Genomic DNA, 15,488 nt, shown 5'->3' on the forward strand with positions numbered 1-15,488 from the left:
ACCGGCCGTGCCTTCGGCTGCCTGGATCAACCCGCCAAAGAATAATACGTCGCAGGAAGGGAACACAACAATAACAAGTTAAAAATTATGTACTCGTACGTCTCAAAACTATTGACAACTACCGCGCCGAGGTAACAAAAATCAGCGCCGCCAGCTCATAAGCGTCCGATCTGTAAGACGCAGGGCAGGAGGGAAAGTGATCTTTCGTGACATTGAGAATGGGCTTTGCGAGGGCGGCGTGGGCTGTGAAGAGTTACGATGGTGACGCTGGCTGCGAGAATTTTGGAATAAGTACGCATCGCTGGCTCCAATCTGCGAGGGATTTGAATAGAGATACGAGAACGCAGGTGGCTGCGTTCTCGCATTCTCGATTTTTTACAATCCGATCGGATCGGCGCCCGTGAGGGTGACGGGGCCGAAGAGGCCGGAGGGGATGAGCTGGTCGACCGGGCTGTAGAACTGCCGGGTGGTCGAGGTCAGGCGCTGATCGGCGGGCAGTTTGTCGTCGCCGATCAGGCGGTTGACCCAGGTGTTGGTGACCTTGACCTGGAGCGTGTTGGCGCCGGGCTTGAGGTAGCGAGTCACATCGACCCGGTACGGCGGGGACCAGAGACAGCCGAGGTCGTGGCCGTTGAGGGTCACATTGGCCAGGCTTTCCAGGTTGCCGAGGTCGAGCGAGATCACGCGGCCGGTCTTGAGGAAGTCGGCGGGCACTTGGATCGTTTTGTCGTATTCGGCGGTTCCGGAGTAGTATTTGATCCCAAGGTCCGTGTTCAGTGTCCAATCCGTGAGCGTGTCGAAGGTCGTCGTCTTGGGCGCGCTCCAGCGGGGATCGAAGTGGACATCCCAGGGACCGTCCACGGCGATCGGCGCGGGTGTCGCGTCGACGGTCTTGGTCGTTGTCTTTCCCGAGGCGTCCGTAACCTGGAACGAGCCGGGCGCCCAGGCGATCAGGCTCGGCTGTCCCTTGGCGCTCTGCACGACTTGGTACGTTTCTGCGGCCGGGTCGACCGCCGAGAGGCTGAAAAGACCGTTTTCTGTGAGCGTTACGGTTTTGGCGACGCCATCCAGGGTGTAATCGATCACGGCGGATTTGACGATGTTCGGCGCGGGATCACCGCCGGCGAAGTCGTTGGTGACGTCGGCTTCGATCTCACCGTCCATCACCGCGCTTTGGAGCTTGGAAGTGATATCGACCGTCGCGCCATGGCCCGCGATGTCGCCGTAGACCGCCTTGGTGATGACCAGCGTGTGCTTGACGGCCGGAGCATCATTCGTGGCCGCCATGGTGACTGAGGCCACATGGTTCCTGCCCGCCGGCTTGCGGAAGATCACGAATACGCTTTGGGCGGGGGCCATTTGCAGGGTGACTCGTGTGCCGCCTGCGCCGTCCGTGCTCCACACGGGAGCGTCGGTGACGGTTCCCTTTTGCGGGTCCCAGATTTCCGGCTGCTTGCCGGAAACCCGGAAGGTGAAGTTTGTCGTGATGGCGTTGGGGATCTGGCTGGAGATGAAATAGGAATCCGCCCCGCCGATGCGCCGGTGCAGGTAGCGCAGGCGGGACGCATGCGTGTTCGCGGCGAAGTCGGGAGCAATCTTCAGATCGTTCAGAACGGCGATGGAGTTATTGAAGTCGCCGGTCCAGTAGACCACGCCCTTGCCGACTGTGTTCTTGATGGTCGTCTTGCCATCGATCGGTCCCCAAAGCTCATCGGCGATCTTCGCGATTTTCGTTTCGCTTTCGGGATAACCCGTCATGCCGAGCGCATGCACGGGGCGTGGGCCGAAGACGATCGCGCCGGCGTGCACCAGTGATGCAATCTTTTCCAGAACGGGCAGCGAGATGTTTTGTGAGTTGGGCAGGGCGAGGAACCGATAGCTCTGACCACTCGGCAGTGTCAGCATGCCGTTTTTCACGGTCAGGCTGCTCATCATCAGTTCGCGGTCGATCTCATCGCTGGCGTAGCCGAACGGCGTGTTGAAGAGCGCCAGGTCGCCGTTGCCTTCTTCGCCGTCATACGCGAGGATGTCGCCGACAAATTTACCCTGCTGGAGCATGGACTGGCAGCGGGCGAGGTACGTGAAATAGTCCTTGCCGGTTTCGTACCAGGTGTTGTTGCGGTTCTGGAAGATGCCGAAGTCCCAGGTCATGCCGGGTGAGCGTCCGTCGGTCCAGGGCTGATGCGCGCCGGAGTGGAAGTAGAACAGGTTGACGCCGGCGGCCATGATATTATCGCCTTCGCGCTTCATCTTCCAGGGCGTGGCGTCGAAGTAGTTGCCGCCCGCCGTGAACGCCTCGGCGCCCACCAACTGATGGCCATAGACATGGGCGGCGGAGGATACCTGCTTTGCCTGACGCGCGTCGCCCTGGCCCGGATACCAGAACTCGCTCATCGACATATCGGCCAGTCCCGAAGACCGAACCGTGTCGAACGTGCCGTTGCCGTAGGCTTCGATCTGAGACTTCAGGCCATGTTTGTGCAATAGCTCGGTGAAATAGCCATAATAATTCGTATTCCAAAGATCGGCGATGGTGCGCGTGAAGTCGAATTTGAAGCGGTCGGTTAGGTCGGGCGAATCCACGGTGCGGCCTGTCATTGTGACCAGCCAGGGGGTGATGTCGTAGCCCTTGCGCGATTTGAACTCCGCCGGCATCTCATCGGTCCAGTTCTGCGGGCCGGTTTCGTAGCTGTCGAGCAGCGACCAATTGACGGGCTTGCCGGGGATAGTCGCGCTGGTCTCCATGACCTTGTCGAAGAAGGCGGCAAAATGACGTTCGAGCGGATCCTTGCTCAGCTTATCGGTTTCCAGACCAATTCCGTATTTGGACGCCGGGTGGTTCGTGATGCCAATAGCAGTATAGCCAATGCGAATGATCGTCCAACTGCCGGCGGGCGGCGTCCACGCCAGCGTACCATCGGCGCTCATTTTGGATGACACATCGACGATGTCCGCCTTCTTGACAGTCCCTTTGGCGTCGCCGGTTGAGGGGAACGCCAGCACCGCCACGTCGCGATAGTAGCCAAGGCGCGTTTCCGGCTGCGGAAGTTTATCGGTGACTGGCGCCCCGCCTGTCACTTGAACCTCGCGCCAGGAGAGATCCTTCATCGAGTCTTCCGGCTTGACCCACGGGCCGCCGCTGGAGCTCCAGCCTTCGCAGTTCTCGACGCCGAGATCCAGACCAAGCCGTCCCGCCTCACTCATCGCGAACTTCGTATTGTCCCACCAAAGCGGCGAATTGAAGTGCACCGGGCCTTCGGGCGCATAGTCACCCAGAACGCAGATCGTTCCGCCGCCAATCCCCACACGCTTCATCGCCTCCAGATCGGCGGTGATGCCCTCTTTCGAGATATTGCCATTCATCCAATGCCACCACACCTGCGGCCTCGCCGTGGGCGGCGGCGTCAAAAACGACTTACTCAACGCGTCGCTGGGCGGCGCGGCCACAGCGCCATGCGCCAATAGGAGAAACGCGGCGGCGGAGCCGATTTGTGTGAGGCTCGCGTGGGAACGGAACAATGTTGCACGAAATGGTTTCTTCACGGTGGATGACCTTCCGATCGCTTGCGTAAATCCAACTGAAAACCAAATCAAATGTGGTTTCATGTTGGATTATTGCCTGTTATATTACCCAAGGGAGTGAAGATTTCGAAGCTATTCCCACATAAATCGTGCAAATTGAGAATTTAGCGGCGATCTCGCTAATCCCAAAAAATCATCTCATATGTTTGTCCGAAATCCGTGTCCGCCTCAAATCCGCCGGCCTGCGCTATTGGGTTGATGATGTTTAGGATTTGCTGGCGCTGCGGACCATTCTTTGGCATCTGCACAATCAGCGTTCGGGTGTCTTCAGAAGAGGGGGAGACTGCGATGTTAACTGCGATCACTTTCACCGCGCCGGCTGTGTACAGGGACTTAACAAATCGAATGGAATCGGCGTTTGTGTAAATGGGATCGTCTTTGCCTACTGTTCTGTCGATCTTATCTTTGATGCTAAGCCACGTCAGGGCCTCTGCCTTCCGGGGTGTTGTCGCCAGCGTTTTCTGCATATCCGCATCGTTTTGCGCCGCATTGCGAACCGTCGGCGGCGCGCACGAAACCATCGCGCCAGCCAATATCCCCAGAGCGCCTGCTCGCAAAACGACAGTCCAACCACGCCTAGACGGCGTTATTCTTTCTCGCACGAACGGTCACTCTCCCAATGGTATGCTATCGTCAATGACCACTTGCTTGTGCTTGTCGCCCAAGTCAGCCTCGGCAAAGTGGATTCCCCACGCTTCGATTTCCAGCATCATACGCTCTTGAACGATCTCAGCGTCTGAGAGCCCGCGCTCTCGCATTTGCTCGTAGAGATAATCGACACGGGCGCTGGTTTCATAGTTATGGGCGCGCATCGCTGCGTATAAATGCAAGTAGCTGTGGCGTGCGCCAAACGCATGAAAGCTTCCGCCAAAGCCATTTAGGAATAGATCGAGACCGTGAACATCATCATGGCGTCCTAAATACATCGCGGGACGCTTCTTGATATGCTCCAGCATTTCAAAGATGGCGGCCTTAGCTCGTCCGGGAATCACTTCCGGCGGATCAGGGGTGTTGTCCGCCATGATGGAGTCCAGAGTGTTGAACGTCGGTTCTATTTGACACAGAGCCGGCGGGAAGATCTTCCAGGCGCACCACTCCTCTGTGGTTAGGCTTGCGCGCCTTGCTTGTTTTTCTAGATATGCGAGCTGCTCCGCCGTGACTGCGATCGTAATTGATGAAGGCAAATCGTGTTCAGACAATGGCGGCCACCTGGATCGTCTTTGCGATCCTCTTCTCTTGGAGTTGTCTTGCTCGCCGACTGCGCTTCTCGCTGAGCTCCACGGCGCGCTGCTGTATCACAGCCTGCCGCGTCCACTCCGCCTTGAGGCGTTTTTGCTCTGCCAGAAATGGCTTCACTCCCGCAAGCGTCGCCGGACGGGGGCCGGAGCCGCCACATCCACAAGAGCTAAATATGTAGCCATTGATGTAAAGCTGCTCGACCTTTTGCCATTGTTTGGCATCGGTCTGCCGAGGCGCTTTGAAATCCTTGCCCATGTTCGTCATTGGCGTTCGGCATTGCGGACATGGGAAATCGCGAGATCGCAAATCTGTGCTCGATCGCGCCATCTCATGATTGTCTGGCTGACGAAACATCTTGCGGCATCGGAAGCAGGCGAAATGTCTTTTGTAGGTATGCTGGGCGTAACGGCACATAGTTGGGGCCTTGGTTTAGGCGCGCAGTCCGCGCCGCCGTGCGTTCAGGAGGAGCGCTCCTACGAGAAACAGTCCAACAACGGCGCCGGACGACGGTTCGGGGACGGCGGCGGGGGACAGGACTTGAAATGTCTGCGGGAAGAAAGTCTGGCTGATGATTCCGCCCGTGTAATCCTTATTGAACATAAGCGCGGCCATGAGATAGGTTCCGGGTGTGGTCGGCGCGGTAATCGCTACGTTGTAATTGATCGTCTCTCCGGGCGCGAAGGTCTGGTTCGTGTAGTATGTCTGGCCCTGATAGTTGAAACCCAAATCGTAGATTTGGAAGTACGTGTTGTAGTCGGTCGCCTGTCCGCCGATATTCGTGACGGATGCGGGGAAGGTAAATGTGCTGCCCGCCAGGACTGCGGCCGGGATGGTCGCGGCGAATGTGAAGGACGGCGCCACGGCGTGGGCCTGTGTGGTTAATCCCGCAACGACGAGGACGGACACGGCTGTCGTCAGCACAAATTTGAGAGCGGCTCCACGAAACTTCAGCTTGCAGTAGAGTTTGTCGTTCATGGCTTTGTCTATTCCCCTTTGATTTCGATATGCGGTTCTTCCGAATGGATTACGCCCTCGCAAAATTGCGCGCCGAGAAACGTTCCTGATCTATTATAACTTGCGTTGGCGTCAATACGCACTGTTCCTTGGTCCGGTATCCTGGAGAATTAACGCGACGAGATCGTGGTCTTAATGTGAAAGATTTTGAAGTACACTCATCGTAATCAACTGCGAAATCAAAAGGAGTTCTCAAATGGACGGAATCAACGAAACCGTGACGCCGAGCGGTGAAGGCTGCGTGGAATGCCTGGCGAATGGCGGGTGGTGGCTGCACCTTCGGCGCTGCGCGGAGTGCGGCCACATTGGCTGCTGCGACAACTCGCCAAGCCAGCACGCCACGCATCATTATCACGAAACCAGCCACCCGATCATCACGAGCTTCGAACCAGAAGAGAACTGGTTCTACGACTACCAAACCCAAGAGTATGTCGAAGGCCCGAGCCTGGCGCCGCCGGATGCGCATCCCGAAGATCAGCCCGTTCCAGGACCGCACGGCAAGCCTCCGCACAATTGGCAGTCGCTGCTGCACAAGTGAGCGCTTACTCGGCTGCATTCATACGAGGTTTATTTTTAGACAGAAAACGTTAGCGCTTCGGGGCAGAGCGCGCAATCTTGTGAGCGCCGGAACCGATGAAACCGAGAACGATCGAGTCGCCTTCGATTTTGCCGGTCTTCGAAACTCCGTCAACCGTTACTTTTGCATCGCTTCCGCCAAGTCTGGGCAGCACAACTTCCGCTTTCGTGTTTGCCGGAAGGGTGACATTGAGTGTGAACTGTGCCGGGGACGAATGAAACGTCTCGTGGATGCTTCCGCGAATGGTCGGGATCGTAATCTCGGCGAAGGTGAGGCCGCCGGGGCGCGGGTGCAGCCGCATTCGTCCATATCCGGCCTCAAGCGGCTCGATTCCCATGAGCTTTCGCGGGATGATATTCGCCGGAGCGGCGCCCCAGGCGTGGTTCCAGTCCTCGTTGGGTTTGTATTTGTCGTCCCAGGCTTCGAGCGTGATGGTCGTCCCCACGTCTTCCGCCATGTGACGCCAGCTTCGATCCCCAGGTGCGGTCATCAGCGCGATGGCTTTGTCTGACATCCCGGCGTCGAAAAGCGCGTCCATCAGAAACTGCGCGCCGTAGACGCTGCACGCCATGCCCCGGCCCGCCGTAAAATCGGCCACCGTTTTCAGACGATCCGCCGGGACGAGGCCAAAGGCGATGGCGAACATGTTCGCGTGCTGCGAACTGTGCGTCGATCCCTCGCCGTCCACGTACAGCCCGGTCGCCGGATTGAAAAAGACGCGGTTGAACGCCTCGTAAACCTTCTTTGCCTTCTCACGATCGGCTTCGGCGTCCTGCGTCTTGCCAAGCGCCGCCGCGATCTCCGCCATGTCCAGCAAAGCGCGATAGTGGAAGGCGTTCACCACCGCGTTCACCGGCTTCATCTCGTACCCGTCGCGCTCGGCGGCGGGCCAATCGACAATATCTTCAATACGATCCACATGCAGACGAGCGATCAAGGATTTCGGCGCGCCGACCGTAGAAATCAAGCCATCGGGACGCGCCAATTCGGCCAGAGTTTTCACGTTCAGGTCGTCATAAAACGCCGCGAGGCTGCGATTGTCTCCGGTCGCCATATAATCCGCGCGCGCGTTCATCACGGAAAAAATCTGCCATTCCGTGGGCCATGTCGCGTGCAAAATCAAGTCTTCCGTGGAGTAGCGGGCAAGGGAGTATTCGCGATTGGCGGCGTACCAGCCCAGTCCATTGATATACGCATCCGCCTCATAAGGCTTTCGCTCGCGATCGCCGTCCACGAAAACGCCGGCAAAGCTGGTCGCCTTCATCGAATAGTGGCAAAGCTTCCAGATCTCGTTCAGCTTCGGATCGGAACACGAAAAGCTCGCGGCGTCATCCTCAAACGGATAGTGAACCATCTGCTGCACGGCGCTGTCTTCACTCAGCACACAGGGCGAATTCTCGATTTCGACATACCGAAATGGCATCGCGCCGCCAAGCTCCGACGGCATGCGCCGCTCATCACGCTTTGGCAGCGCAACCCGGTAAACACGGCTCCCCACGTCCACCGCCAGCTTCGTCTCATAAAAACGCCGCGACCCGCCAGGATTACGATCGATCCTGCCCCCCGCATCCAGCTTCTCACCCATCCGCACCGTGACCGAAGCCCCGGCCATCGCCCCGTCAAACGACAAATCCAACCCGGCAAACGCATCCTTGCCAAAATCGAAAAAATAGCTTCCATCCTGGCGATGCTCCACACGCGCCGGCCGAACTGCAGTCACCACTCGCGGGTAAGTCGAAATGGTAAGCCGATCATCCCCAACTCGCTGCGCCGTCTCCGAACGGATATCCCCCGTGCGAAACTCCTGCGCCTCCGACCACGCGCTCAGCCGCCCATCCCGATTCCAGATACGCACCCGCCACCAAAACGACTGATGAGATAACAGCGCGGACCCCCGATACCCCACCGCAATACTCTTGTCGCTCGCCACCTTTCCCGAATCCCACAGACAGCGTTTGCTTTCCCCCAACACAGCTGCCTCCGGCGCCACCCGGATCTCATACGCCGACTGAACATCATTCCGGACATCCGAATTCACAATCCAGCTAAATCGCGGACGAGCGTTCACGATTGGCGCGAGCGCCGGCCTCGCCAGCAAATCGCACATCAGGCCGGTGGGGGCGGGGAGGGGTGCTGCGAAGGTGATTGATGTGGCGGCTGCGCCTAACGCCAGCGACGACAACAGTGTTCGCGCTATTTTTGCGGACATGGTTGATACCTGCGTTTCCCTTGCGTGATGAATTAGGAAATAACTTCAATATACATTGCTTCTGTAAAGCACGGTCATGTCGTAATGAGAGGGTAGGAGATTTGGGGGAGTATCGCCACACAGACGGTATGAAGGGATTCACGCCGATCTAACAGCGCGAATAACGGCCCAGCGTCGATAAGCGTCACAGCGTAAAGCCCTGTTTGCGATACTTGGCGACGATAGCTTCCCCAAATTGCGTGTTAGAAGCGGTAGGGGACGCTGGCGGCAGTTCCAGAGTCTGAGCTTTGGCTATGAGATCATTCAATATCTCATTGGGATTTGGCGACAAAGAGTCCTCGTCGTCCACGGCGGAGAGAGATGTAATCAAAATCTCTTCCGCCAATAGATCCGGCGTCGTTCCACGCCTCGCTACCTCGACGGTCAACGCTCGCTCAATTATGGTTGGCACGGTGATTGTCATGATGCTTCTATTGTAGCGCAAATTTATTTATCAAAAATTGTTGCTGTATCATTAGGGTAAATAATACCGCCTATTTTTACCCATCCTACAAGACCACGATTTCCAATAGCAGCATTTACAAAACGTTGTGCAAAGCTGTTATCAATATTTGGAAGATACTTTGCAATAAGTTGTGCAGGACGAATGCATGGTGTGCATTCGCCGTAAACCAATAATTCCGCGCCACGTGAAAACTTTATACGACTTAGTTTTGAAATATTTGAAATACCTATGCCTGAAAACACAATGTTTACACTTAACCATTCTGGACGCACCTCTGGAATGCCTAATGTTTTTGCAAGATATTTAAGTTCTTCTTCGCTGATTGCAGACCATTGTCGCCCGTTCCATATTGTAGTGCCTGGTATATTATATTGATCACCAGGAAGAATTGTTTTAGAATAGCCATAGTGTCGATCCCCAATTACCCCTTGAGTATCTACGTGCAATACATTGACTTCTTCAGAAACGAGAGGGTCTGCTCCGACAAATACACGAGTGACAGTTAAATTTTTCATAAACGAATACATCTGGACTAGATTACCTGATGACCGATGATTTTAAATGCACAGCAAATCCTAATAATTCTGGATTATTTGGATACTCTGCGATGGCACAATCAACAAGCGATTGTAAGGTGACCATACAACCCAAATTCACTTTATTCAGTAGTTCATACCAAGTCTCGGAAGGCGATATGCCATCAGTGATTTCTGATCTTTTTCCTCCTGCCTGAGTCCATACTTGTGATATTCGCCGGTTAGTTGTGTACATTTCAGAAAGAGTTTTTTTGAGGGCCTCTATATTGAAGTTAATAGACAGGTCTTTTTGTAGTGGTCCCATAGATGCGGACTGATGTAATGTGTGTGCATCAATCCACTCTGAAGTAACCAGCAATCGTTCACTTATGTTATCTAATTCATTATCTGTTAGTAATAGACCATTCTGAATGTTTCCCTTAATTTTGATATTGCTCAAGCTCGTCTCAGTAATTGCGCGTCGGTTATTGCTGTAAGCTTGAGCAAAAACATTGGCTACTGCACGAGAAGACGATGCAGATAAGGACACCCTGTCAAATAGATTGCGAAATATTATGTAGCCATATTTTGCCCTCAATCCGCACATGCTTTCTGCTGATAAAGATCTTATAGTTTTCCAGATGCCAAGTGCGGTCAGGGCCTCTCGTATAGTTTCGTAGTTATAGCACAAGTCCGCTTTGTCAAGCTCAAAGGATGTCCTTAAATATGGTAGTGACTCAAGAATTCTTAGGTTGAATTCTTGAAGAGTGCCTTTGAAATAATAATGTTGTAAAGCATCACGAATAAGAGCGTAGTTTTCACTAATTCCTGATTTTTCAAGACGATTTTGAAATGCAGGCCAAGTAATAGCTTCTTCGTTCTCAATTAGCTCTGTTGGAATCCTACGAACAATTTCGACCTCATTGGTTTTGAGTGCGTCGAACCAATTTACACCTTGACCCAATAGGTCCGGCGCATGATAAAAATTATGTGCAATTGCTTTTCCCGCAGTTGACTTTTTTGCCACCAAAGCACGCTGATTGTCTCTCAGAAGGTTAGCATAGTCAGTCTTAAATAGATCGGGGTAATAAAATGTGAACGGAGACCATTCTGACCTTCTTCTACCAATATAATCTTCAATATTCCGTTCTCTGATTGGCATTCTAACTAAGCGGTCGTAAAAAAAATCTGATCGCCTACTCATTGCTTCGTGTGCAATCCCACACTCCAGGAATACCCCTGGTGGAACTATGCAGTATTCCTTACACAAGAATACTGCGATATTCAGCAGCTCTGTTAGGAAATCTACATGTTTTGGCCGATCTAAGCTGTTATATAATCCAAATATTCTCCTGCTTTCTGGATTAATGAAGTCAAGATAAATATTGTAAAGCCGTGCTGTAGGATCATCCATTATAAATATACATTTTAGGAGAATGAGGCAAAAGAAGTATAATCCTCAATGATTCTTGTGGAAACACTTTGGTAAATCTGTTTTGAAAGACTTATGCTCAAGTATCCCTCGCCATGATAAGACTTGCTACGTATATTACAAATATCATCAGTATGCGAACCAAGTTTGGAAACCGCATCTAACAACTGTTTAGATCTTATCTCTATAAAGTCAATCGCCATAGTCTCAGCGTCGGTGGCCTCGATTTGGATTCTGCCGTCAAAATAAAACTGAAGGCTGCTTCTAGCATTTCTGTAACTAGGAAGATGTACGTCCCACTCTTGAGGCGGATTACCTAAGTAGTGACCAAAAAGATTTTCAAGGATTATGAAAATCTGGAACATACGTACACGAGCCATCGGGTCAGACTTTATTCTACTCCACTCTGGTATCGTACCTGTTGCAAGTCCATTTAAGCAGCAAATTAGATAATCCGCGTAATCTTGCAATAAGTTTTCAGTGTTTCGATGTTCTACTACTATTAACCCGTCTAGCAGCTGGCATATATAGGGTGATTTTCGCAATAAAATATGCTTACCTGGCCTAGCCGCTAAAACTATTATTTGTTCTGCCAAAGCAGGAAATGTTTCTTGCAATTTTGAAAACAATATTTGTAAAAATGTTTCCTCAATAACAGGGATGTTTATCAGTGGATGTTCAGGTGATCCTAGATAGCAGTAGAAACGTCGTAACTCTAAACGTAAAAAACTAGGATCTTGTAGTACTTCAAATCCAAAAGGACAGATCGCTTCTTGGAGTATTCCAGGTGGACTTGCTGCAATCGCTGCCTCATTTACAAGCTTACGCCATCGTGATACTGAAAAATACCCTTCGACCATAAGCTGAGAATTTTCGAATACTGGTCGATCTGAATCCATTTTGTTTTATCCAGGCCCATGCACACTTTGACGCTCTACCTCATGCAATAATTCTTCCCAGGGGTCATTCCATTCATGTGGCTTCTCGATCTTATCAATCACTGGGTCACGGTAAATTATCCCGTTATTACCTAACTTGTCCATATTGGCTTTATGAACAATTTCAAATATTCGTTGTGGCGCAATTCCCATTTCAACCATCCCGCCGATGGCGAAATATATTAAATCTATTAATGCGTCCGCCTGTTCATGCACTTGTTCTGCATTAACAAATTCTAGAACTTCTTCAAGCAAATAGATTGTACGGATACGACGGCGTTCTTCGGACATGACTGAAGGGATGTCGCTTATAGGATTACCAAATCGAACTTGGAACTCTTTAACCTTTTGGTAGCATAAATCTAATCCTACTGCTTCTTTTCTGTTACATCCATATTGGTTTTGAAATTTGTTTACAGATTGTTCTGATGATAATTTATTTACACTCATGATTTTTTCTTGTTGTTAAATTTTGCAAAAAGAGAAATAAACAACCGTCATTAAGTTTGATTTAAAGCGCGGACAGTGCCTTCTGTAATAGCCGCTATTGTCTCACTATATACTCCTTTTGCTACCTGTCCAACGCTAGATAAGAATGCTTTTGCTTTTAACTGAAGACTCTCACGCTCGATTTTAGATTTTGACCCGACAACGGGAATAAGAATAGTATAAATCCGCTGAACACTCACGGTATCCACTATTAGATTTCGTGCGGTAAGTTCCTCAAATTCGCTCATTGAATTACTAGTTTCCAAGTAATGGACAATCGATCTCCCGATTTCAAGATCTGTTAGTGTCGCTAATTCTGTAATTGCTTCTATCAGTACACTGCTTTTTGGTGTGTCATCCAAAGCTACTGCAAGCAATTGAGAAGGACTCACAATTGCCCCAATGCTGGATTTCCTCCATAACTCGTACCACATTTCGCGTGGAGTTTCAGCCATCGGAACATCGCCACGGCTTCCGCCTGCACGCTCCCACAACCCACGCGCCGACTGATGTGTCGGATAATTCTCTGCAAGAAAATTTACTATAACGTCCTTTGACACTTGAAGCCTCATGTTAGATTAAAGGTGAAGTATTATACCTCGTTAGGATGTTTATACATGCCGTTAAACGACTTGCATAGGCATGAGGACACATAGGTAGTCCGCGTCCTCCGTCGGCCGGATCACCCCGGGCCGCAGCGGCTCGGTCAATTCGATGTTCAATCCCTCGGTGTCGAGCACGTTCAGCACGTCGCTGAGGTATTTGGCGTTGAAGGCGATCTCGACGGGGCCGTCTTCGCCGGTGCGGGCCATTTCGACTTCTTCGTAGGCGTTGCCGATGTTGCCGCTTTCGGCGGTGATGGTCAGGCGGTCGCCGTCTTCGGTGGTGCGCAGGACGATCCGGTTGGCGGATTCGCGGGCGACGATGGCGGCGCGGCGGACGGCGGCGACGAGGGGTTCGCGCTGGATGGTGAGGGTCTTGGTTGCCTGGGTCGGGATGACGCGCTCGAAGTTGGGGAACTGGCCGTCGATCAGGCGCGAGATCAGGGTGGTGGAGCCGCTCTTCTCGTTCTCAATCTGGAACTGGATCTGGTTGGACGACAGCGTGACGGTCACTTCGCCCTCTTCATTGCCGACGATGCGCTGGAGTTCGCTCATGGCCCGGGACGGGACAATCGCGCTCGCGCTGCCACGGCCTTCCTGAACGGCGCAGTCGCGGACGGCGAGGCGGTGGGTGTCGGTGGCGACGAGCTTGAGCGAATCGCCCTGGAAGATGACGAGGACGCCGGTCAGAATGGCGCGGGTTTCGTCAGACGAGGTCGCGAAGAGGGTCTGCTTGATGGCGTCGCGCAGCAGGGTGCGGTCGATCACGAAGCGGGACTCTTCCTTGACCTGCGGCATCAGCGGGAACTCGTCGGCGGACAGGCCCAGCAGCTTGTAGTTCGCCTTATTGCAGCGCAGGTGCAGGGTATTGGTGTCGTCCTCCACGCTGAAGGTGACGTCGGAATCGGGCATCGCGCCGAGCAGTTCCGTGAAGTTGCGCGCCGGCGCCGTCGCCGCGCCCTCGCCGGACACCGTGGCGTGGGGCAGGGTATGCTCCATCCACATCTCCAGGTCGGTCGCCATCAGCGAGACCTTGCCATCCTTCGCCGTGATCCGCACATGCGTCAAAATCGGCAGCGACGACCGCGTCGCCACCGCCTTGCCCACCGTCTGAATGCCATCGAAGAGCTCACGCCGCGCGCTGCTCCCCTTCAAAAATGTCCCCGTGTCCGTTGCCGCCATGTGTGTTGCTCCTTGAAAAAAGTGCGAGGGACCTATCCCCCCGCTCGCTAAGGCTCGCCGTCCCCCTTTCCCAGTGAACCGCTTCGCGGGGGAAAGGGGGCGTTCATCATTGGTGTCCAGTCGAGTGTTCCGTGTTGTTTCGGCCCCTCCGCCCCATCCTGGGGGACCCGGAGGGGCCGAACCACCACGACAAAACTCGCCTGGAATCTAATTACCAGCACCCCTTTTCCCGCCCGAAGGGCCTTGCTGGGAAAAGGGGGAAACGCGCTAAAGCGCGGGGGAATAGGTCACTCCCCCATCGCCAGATATCCGCCCGGCCCGGTGGCCGAATTGTTGTCGCGCAATAAGCCTTTTAAGGCGCGCTCGACGAACCAAGGGTCGGGCCGCTCGGTGTGCGCGGCGCGCAGTTTGGCGACGGTTTCGCGCAGGGTCGCTGTGTCCTGGGCGGCGTCGGGGTGCTGTGCTAAGTATTGGTCCACGGTGCGCCGGAGCGCCTCGGGAAGCTGTTCGTCTAGGGACAGGCCGATCAGTTCGGCAATCTCTTCGTCGTTCATTGGCTCCGATCTTTATCCAGGACGTCCCGCAAGGCGCGTCGCGCCCGCAGGTGCAGTGATTTGGTCGCGGCCGCGCTGCGGCCCAGGATCTCGGCGGCTTCCGCCGCCGTAAAGCCCTGCAAGTCGCAGAGCGTGAGGACAAGACGATGGTCGTCGGTCAGCGTCGCCAGCGCGTCGTCGAGCGCCGACGGCTGGGGAGACGACGAGCCAAACAGCGAATAATCGCCCCGGTCCGTCTCCGTGAGCGCGCTGAGCGATAGGGTGGGGAGGCGCGGCTGGCGCAGTCGCTCCAGGCACACATAGCGCATCACGCCAAACAGCCAGGTCTTGAAGCTGGCGTCGCCCCGGAACTGCCCGTCGCGCAAAGCTCGGAATGCGCGCAGCCAGCATTCGGATGTCGCCTCCTCGGCGTCTTCACGAGACGTGAGGAAGCGCTGAGCGAAACCGTACGTCGCATCGACATGACGTCGATACAGCGTCTCCAGCGCCCGGGGATCGCCCTCGGCCACATAGGCCTTGGCTAACCGCTCGTCGTCCTCCCATTCTGCCATTCTAGTTACTTAGTGTTGTATTGAGGGGGAAAAGCGTCGCGAGGGAAAAATTTATTTTTGTGACCTACCCCCGCGCTTCGCGCGAAGCGCGGGGGTAGG

General features: G+C 53.9%; 16 protein-coding genes. 1 reads left to right on the forward strand and 15 read right to left on the reverse strand.

Annotation, left to right across the window (positions count from 1 at the left end):
- Positions 1-375: 375 nt before the first annotated feature.
- The 5 genes from ABIZ35_RS26160 to ABIZ35_RS26180 all read right to left on the reverse strand — a co-directional run bounded on the left by ABIZ35_RS26160 (position 376) and on the right by ABIZ35_RS26180 (position 5,796).
- Entirely contained in the window at positions 376-3,519 is a 3,144-nt protein-coding gene (locus tag ABIZ35_RS26160) for a glycosyl hydrolase (RefSeq protein ID WP_348222885.1), read from the reverse strand.
- Between the two features lie 182 nt (positions 3,520-3,701).
- Complete coding sequence (locus tag ABIZ35_RS26165) at positions 3,702-4,049, reverse strand: hypothetical protein (RefSeq protein WP_348222886.1); 348 nt, start codon at positions 4,047-4,049, stop codon at positions 3,702-3,704.
- A 141-nt stretch (positions 4,050-4,190) separates the two neighbouring features.
- Entirely contained in the window at positions 4,191-4,766 is a 576-nt protein-coding gene (locus tag ABIZ35_RS26170; protein ID WP_348222887.1) for a hypothetical protein, read from the reverse strand.
- 7 nt (positions 4,767-4,773) lie between these two features.
- The gene (locus tag ABIZ35_RS26175) at positions 4,774-5,085 is read right to left on the reverse strand and encodes a hypothetical protein (protein ID WP_348222888.1); all 312 of its coding nucleotides are present in this window, start codon (positions 5,083-5,085) and stop codon (positions 4,774-4,776) included.
- A gap of 165 nt (positions 5,086-5,250) precedes the next feature.
- On the reverse strand, positions 5,251-5,796 hold the full coding sequence (locus ABIZ35_RS26180; protein WP_348222889.1) for a hypothetical protein: 546 nt from the start codon (positions 5,794-5,796) through the stop codon (positions 5,251-5,253).
- 235 nt (positions 5,797-6,031) lie between these two features.
- On the opposite strand from ABIZ35_RS26180, the gene ABIZ35_RS26185 reads away from it, so the two are divergent.
- Positions 6,032-6,373 (forward strand): UBP-type zinc finger domain-containing protein, encoded by a 342-nt coding sequence (locus ABIZ35_RS26185; RefSeq protein WP_348222890.1) that lies wholly within the window; start codon positions 6,032-6,034, stop codon positions 6,371-6,373.
- A 49-nt stretch (positions 6,374-6,422) separates the two neighbouring features.
- Here the strand turns inward: ABIZ35_RS26185 and ABIZ35_RS26190 are convergent, their stop codons facing one another.
- The 10 genes from ABIZ35_RS26190 to ABIZ35_RS26235 all read right to left on the reverse strand — a co-directional run bounded on the left by ABIZ35_RS26190 (position 6,423) and on the right by ABIZ35_RS26235 (position 15,389).
- A complete protein-coding gene (locus ABIZ35_RS26190; RefSeq protein WP_348222891.1) occupies positions 6,423-8,621 on the reverse strand; it encodes an alpha-L-rhamnosidase C-terminal domain-containing protein in 2,199 nt (732 codons plus the stop codon).
- 184 nt (positions 8,622-8,805) lie between these two features.
- Positions 8,806-9,084 carry a hypothetical protein gene (locus ABIZ35_RS26195; protein WP_348222892.1) on the reverse strand — a complete coding sequence of 93 codons (279 nt, stop codon included), beginning with the start codon at positions 9,082-9,084 and terminating at the stop codon, positions 8,806-8,808.
- A gap of 23 nt (positions 9,085-9,107) precedes the next feature.
- On the reverse strand, positions 9,108-9,641 hold the full coding sequence (locus ABIZ35_RS26200; protein WP_348222893.1) for a hypothetical protein: 534 nt from the start codon (positions 9,639-9,641) through the stop codon (positions 9,108-9,110).
- 22 nt (positions 9,642-9,663) lie between these two features.
- Entirely contained in the window at positions 9,664-11,055 is a 1,392-nt protein-coding gene (locus ABIZ35_RS26205) for an effector-associated domain EAD1-containing protein (protein ID WP_348222894.1), read from the reverse strand.
- 14 nt (positions 11,056-11,069) lie between these two features.
- Complete coding sequence (locus ABIZ35_RS26210; protein WP_348222895.1) at positions 11,070-11,972, reverse strand: hypothetical protein; 903 nt, start codon at positions 11,970-11,972, stop codon at positions 11,070-11,072.
- A 6-nt stretch (positions 11,973-11,978) separates the two neighbouring features.
- The gene (locus tag ABIZ35_RS26215; RefSeq protein WP_348222896.1) at positions 11,979-12,461 is read right to left on the reverse strand and encodes an HAD family hydrolase; all 483 of its coding nucleotides are present in this window, start codon (positions 12,459-12,461) and stop codon (positions 11,979-11,981) included.
- A gap of 50 nt (positions 12,462-12,511) precedes the next feature.
- Positions 12,512-13,072 (reverse strand): effector-associated domain EAD1-containing protein, encoded by a 561-nt coding sequence (locus ABIZ35_RS26220; RefSeq protein ID WP_348222897.1) that lies wholly within the window; start codon positions 13,070-13,072, stop codon positions 12,512-12,514.
- 51 nt (positions 13,073-13,123) lie between these two features.
- On the reverse strand, positions 13,124-14,284 hold the full coding sequence (dnaN, locus tag ABIZ35_RS26225) for a DNA polymerase III subunit beta (RefSeq protein WP_348222898.1): 1,161 nt from the start codon (positions 14,282-14,284) through the stop codon (positions 13,124-13,126).
- 287 nt (positions 14,285-14,571) lie between these two features.
- Positions 14,572-14,838, reverse strand: a complete 267-nt coding sequence (locus ABIZ35_RS26230) for a hypothetical protein (RefSeq protein ID WP_348222899.1) — start codon at positions 14,836-14,838, stop codon at positions 14,572-14,574.
- Positions 14,835-15,389, reverse strand: coding sequence for an RNA polymerase sigma factor (locus tag ABIZ35_RS26235; RefSeq protein ID WP_348222900.1), 555 nt, complete (start codon positions 15,387-15,389; stop codon positions 14,835-14,837). The genes ABIZ35_RS26230 and ABIZ35_RS26235 overlap by 4 nt, the downstream gene beginning before the upstream one ends.
- Positions 15,390-15,488: the final 99 nt, after the last annotated feature.

The sequence above is a fragment of the Capsulimonas sp. genome, assembly GCF_039929585.1.
GTDB lineage: Bacteria > Armatimonadota > Armatimonadia > Armatimonadales > Capsulimonadaceae > Capsulimonas.

What these genes read in the sequence shown, in the direction of transcription:
- ABIZ35_RS26180 (WP_348222889.1), bottom strand. Translation starts at nt 5,796, where the DNA reads ATGAACGACAAACTCTACTGCAAGCTGAAGTTTCGTGGAGCCGCTCTC.
- ABIZ35_RS26235 (WP_348222900.1), bottom strand. Translation starts at nt 15,389, where the DNA reads ATGGCAGAATGGGAGGACGACGAGCGGTTAGCCAAGGCCTATGTGGCC.
- ABIZ35_RS26230 (WP_348222899.1), bottom strand. Translation starts at nt 14,838, where the DNA reads ATGAACGACGAAGAGATTGCCGAACTGATCGGCCTGTCCCTAGACGAA.
- ABIZ35_RS26195 (WP_348222892.1), bottom strand. Translation starts at nt 9,084, where the DNA reads ATGACAATCACCGTGCCAACCATAATTGAGCGAGCGTTGACCGTCGAG.
- ABIZ35_RS26210 (WP_348222895.1), bottom strand. Translation starts at nt 11,972, where the DNA reads ATGGATTCAGATCGACCAGTATTCGAAAATTCTCAGCTTATGGTCGAA.
- ABIZ35_RS26200 (WP_348222893.1), bottom strand. Translation starts at nt 9,641, where the DNA reads ATGAAAAATTTAACTGTCACTCGTGTATTTGTCGGAGCAGACCCTCTC.
- ABIZ35_RS26220 (WP_348222897.1), bottom strand. Translation starts at nt 13,072, where the DNA reads ATGAGGCTTCAAGTGTCAAAGGACGTTATAGTAAATTTTCTTGCAGAG.
- ABIZ35_RS26190 (WP_348222891.1), bottom strand. Translation starts at nt 8,621, where the DNA reads ATGTCCGCAAAAATAGCGCGAACACTGTTGTCGTCGCTGGCGTTAGGC.
- ABIZ35_RS26205 (WP_348222894.1), bottom strand. Translation starts at nt 11,055, where the DNA reads ATGGATGATCCTACAGCACGGCTTTACAATATTTATCTTGACTTCATT.
- dnaN (WP_348222898.1), bottom strand. Translation starts at nt 14,284, where the DNA reads ATGGCGGCAACGGACACGGGGACATTTTTGAAGGGGAGCAGCGCGCGG.
- ABIZ35_RS26165 (WP_348222886.1), bottom strand. Translation starts at nt 4,049, where the DNA reads ATGCAGAAAACGCTGGCGACAACACCCCGGAAGGCAGAGGCCCTGACG.
- ABIZ35_RS26175 (WP_348222888.1), bottom strand. Translation starts at nt 5,085, where the DNA reads ATGACGAACATGGGCAAGGATTTCAAAGCGCCTCGGCAGACCGATGCC.
- ABIZ35_RS26215 (WP_348222896.1), bottom strand. Translation starts at nt 12,461, where the DNA reads ATGAGTGTAAATAAATTATCATCAGAACAATCTGTAAACAAATTTCAA.
- ABIZ35_RS26185 (WP_348222890.1), top strand. Translation starts at nt 6,032, where the DNA reads ATGGACGGAATCAACGAAACCGTGACGCCGAGCGGTGAAGGCTGCGTG.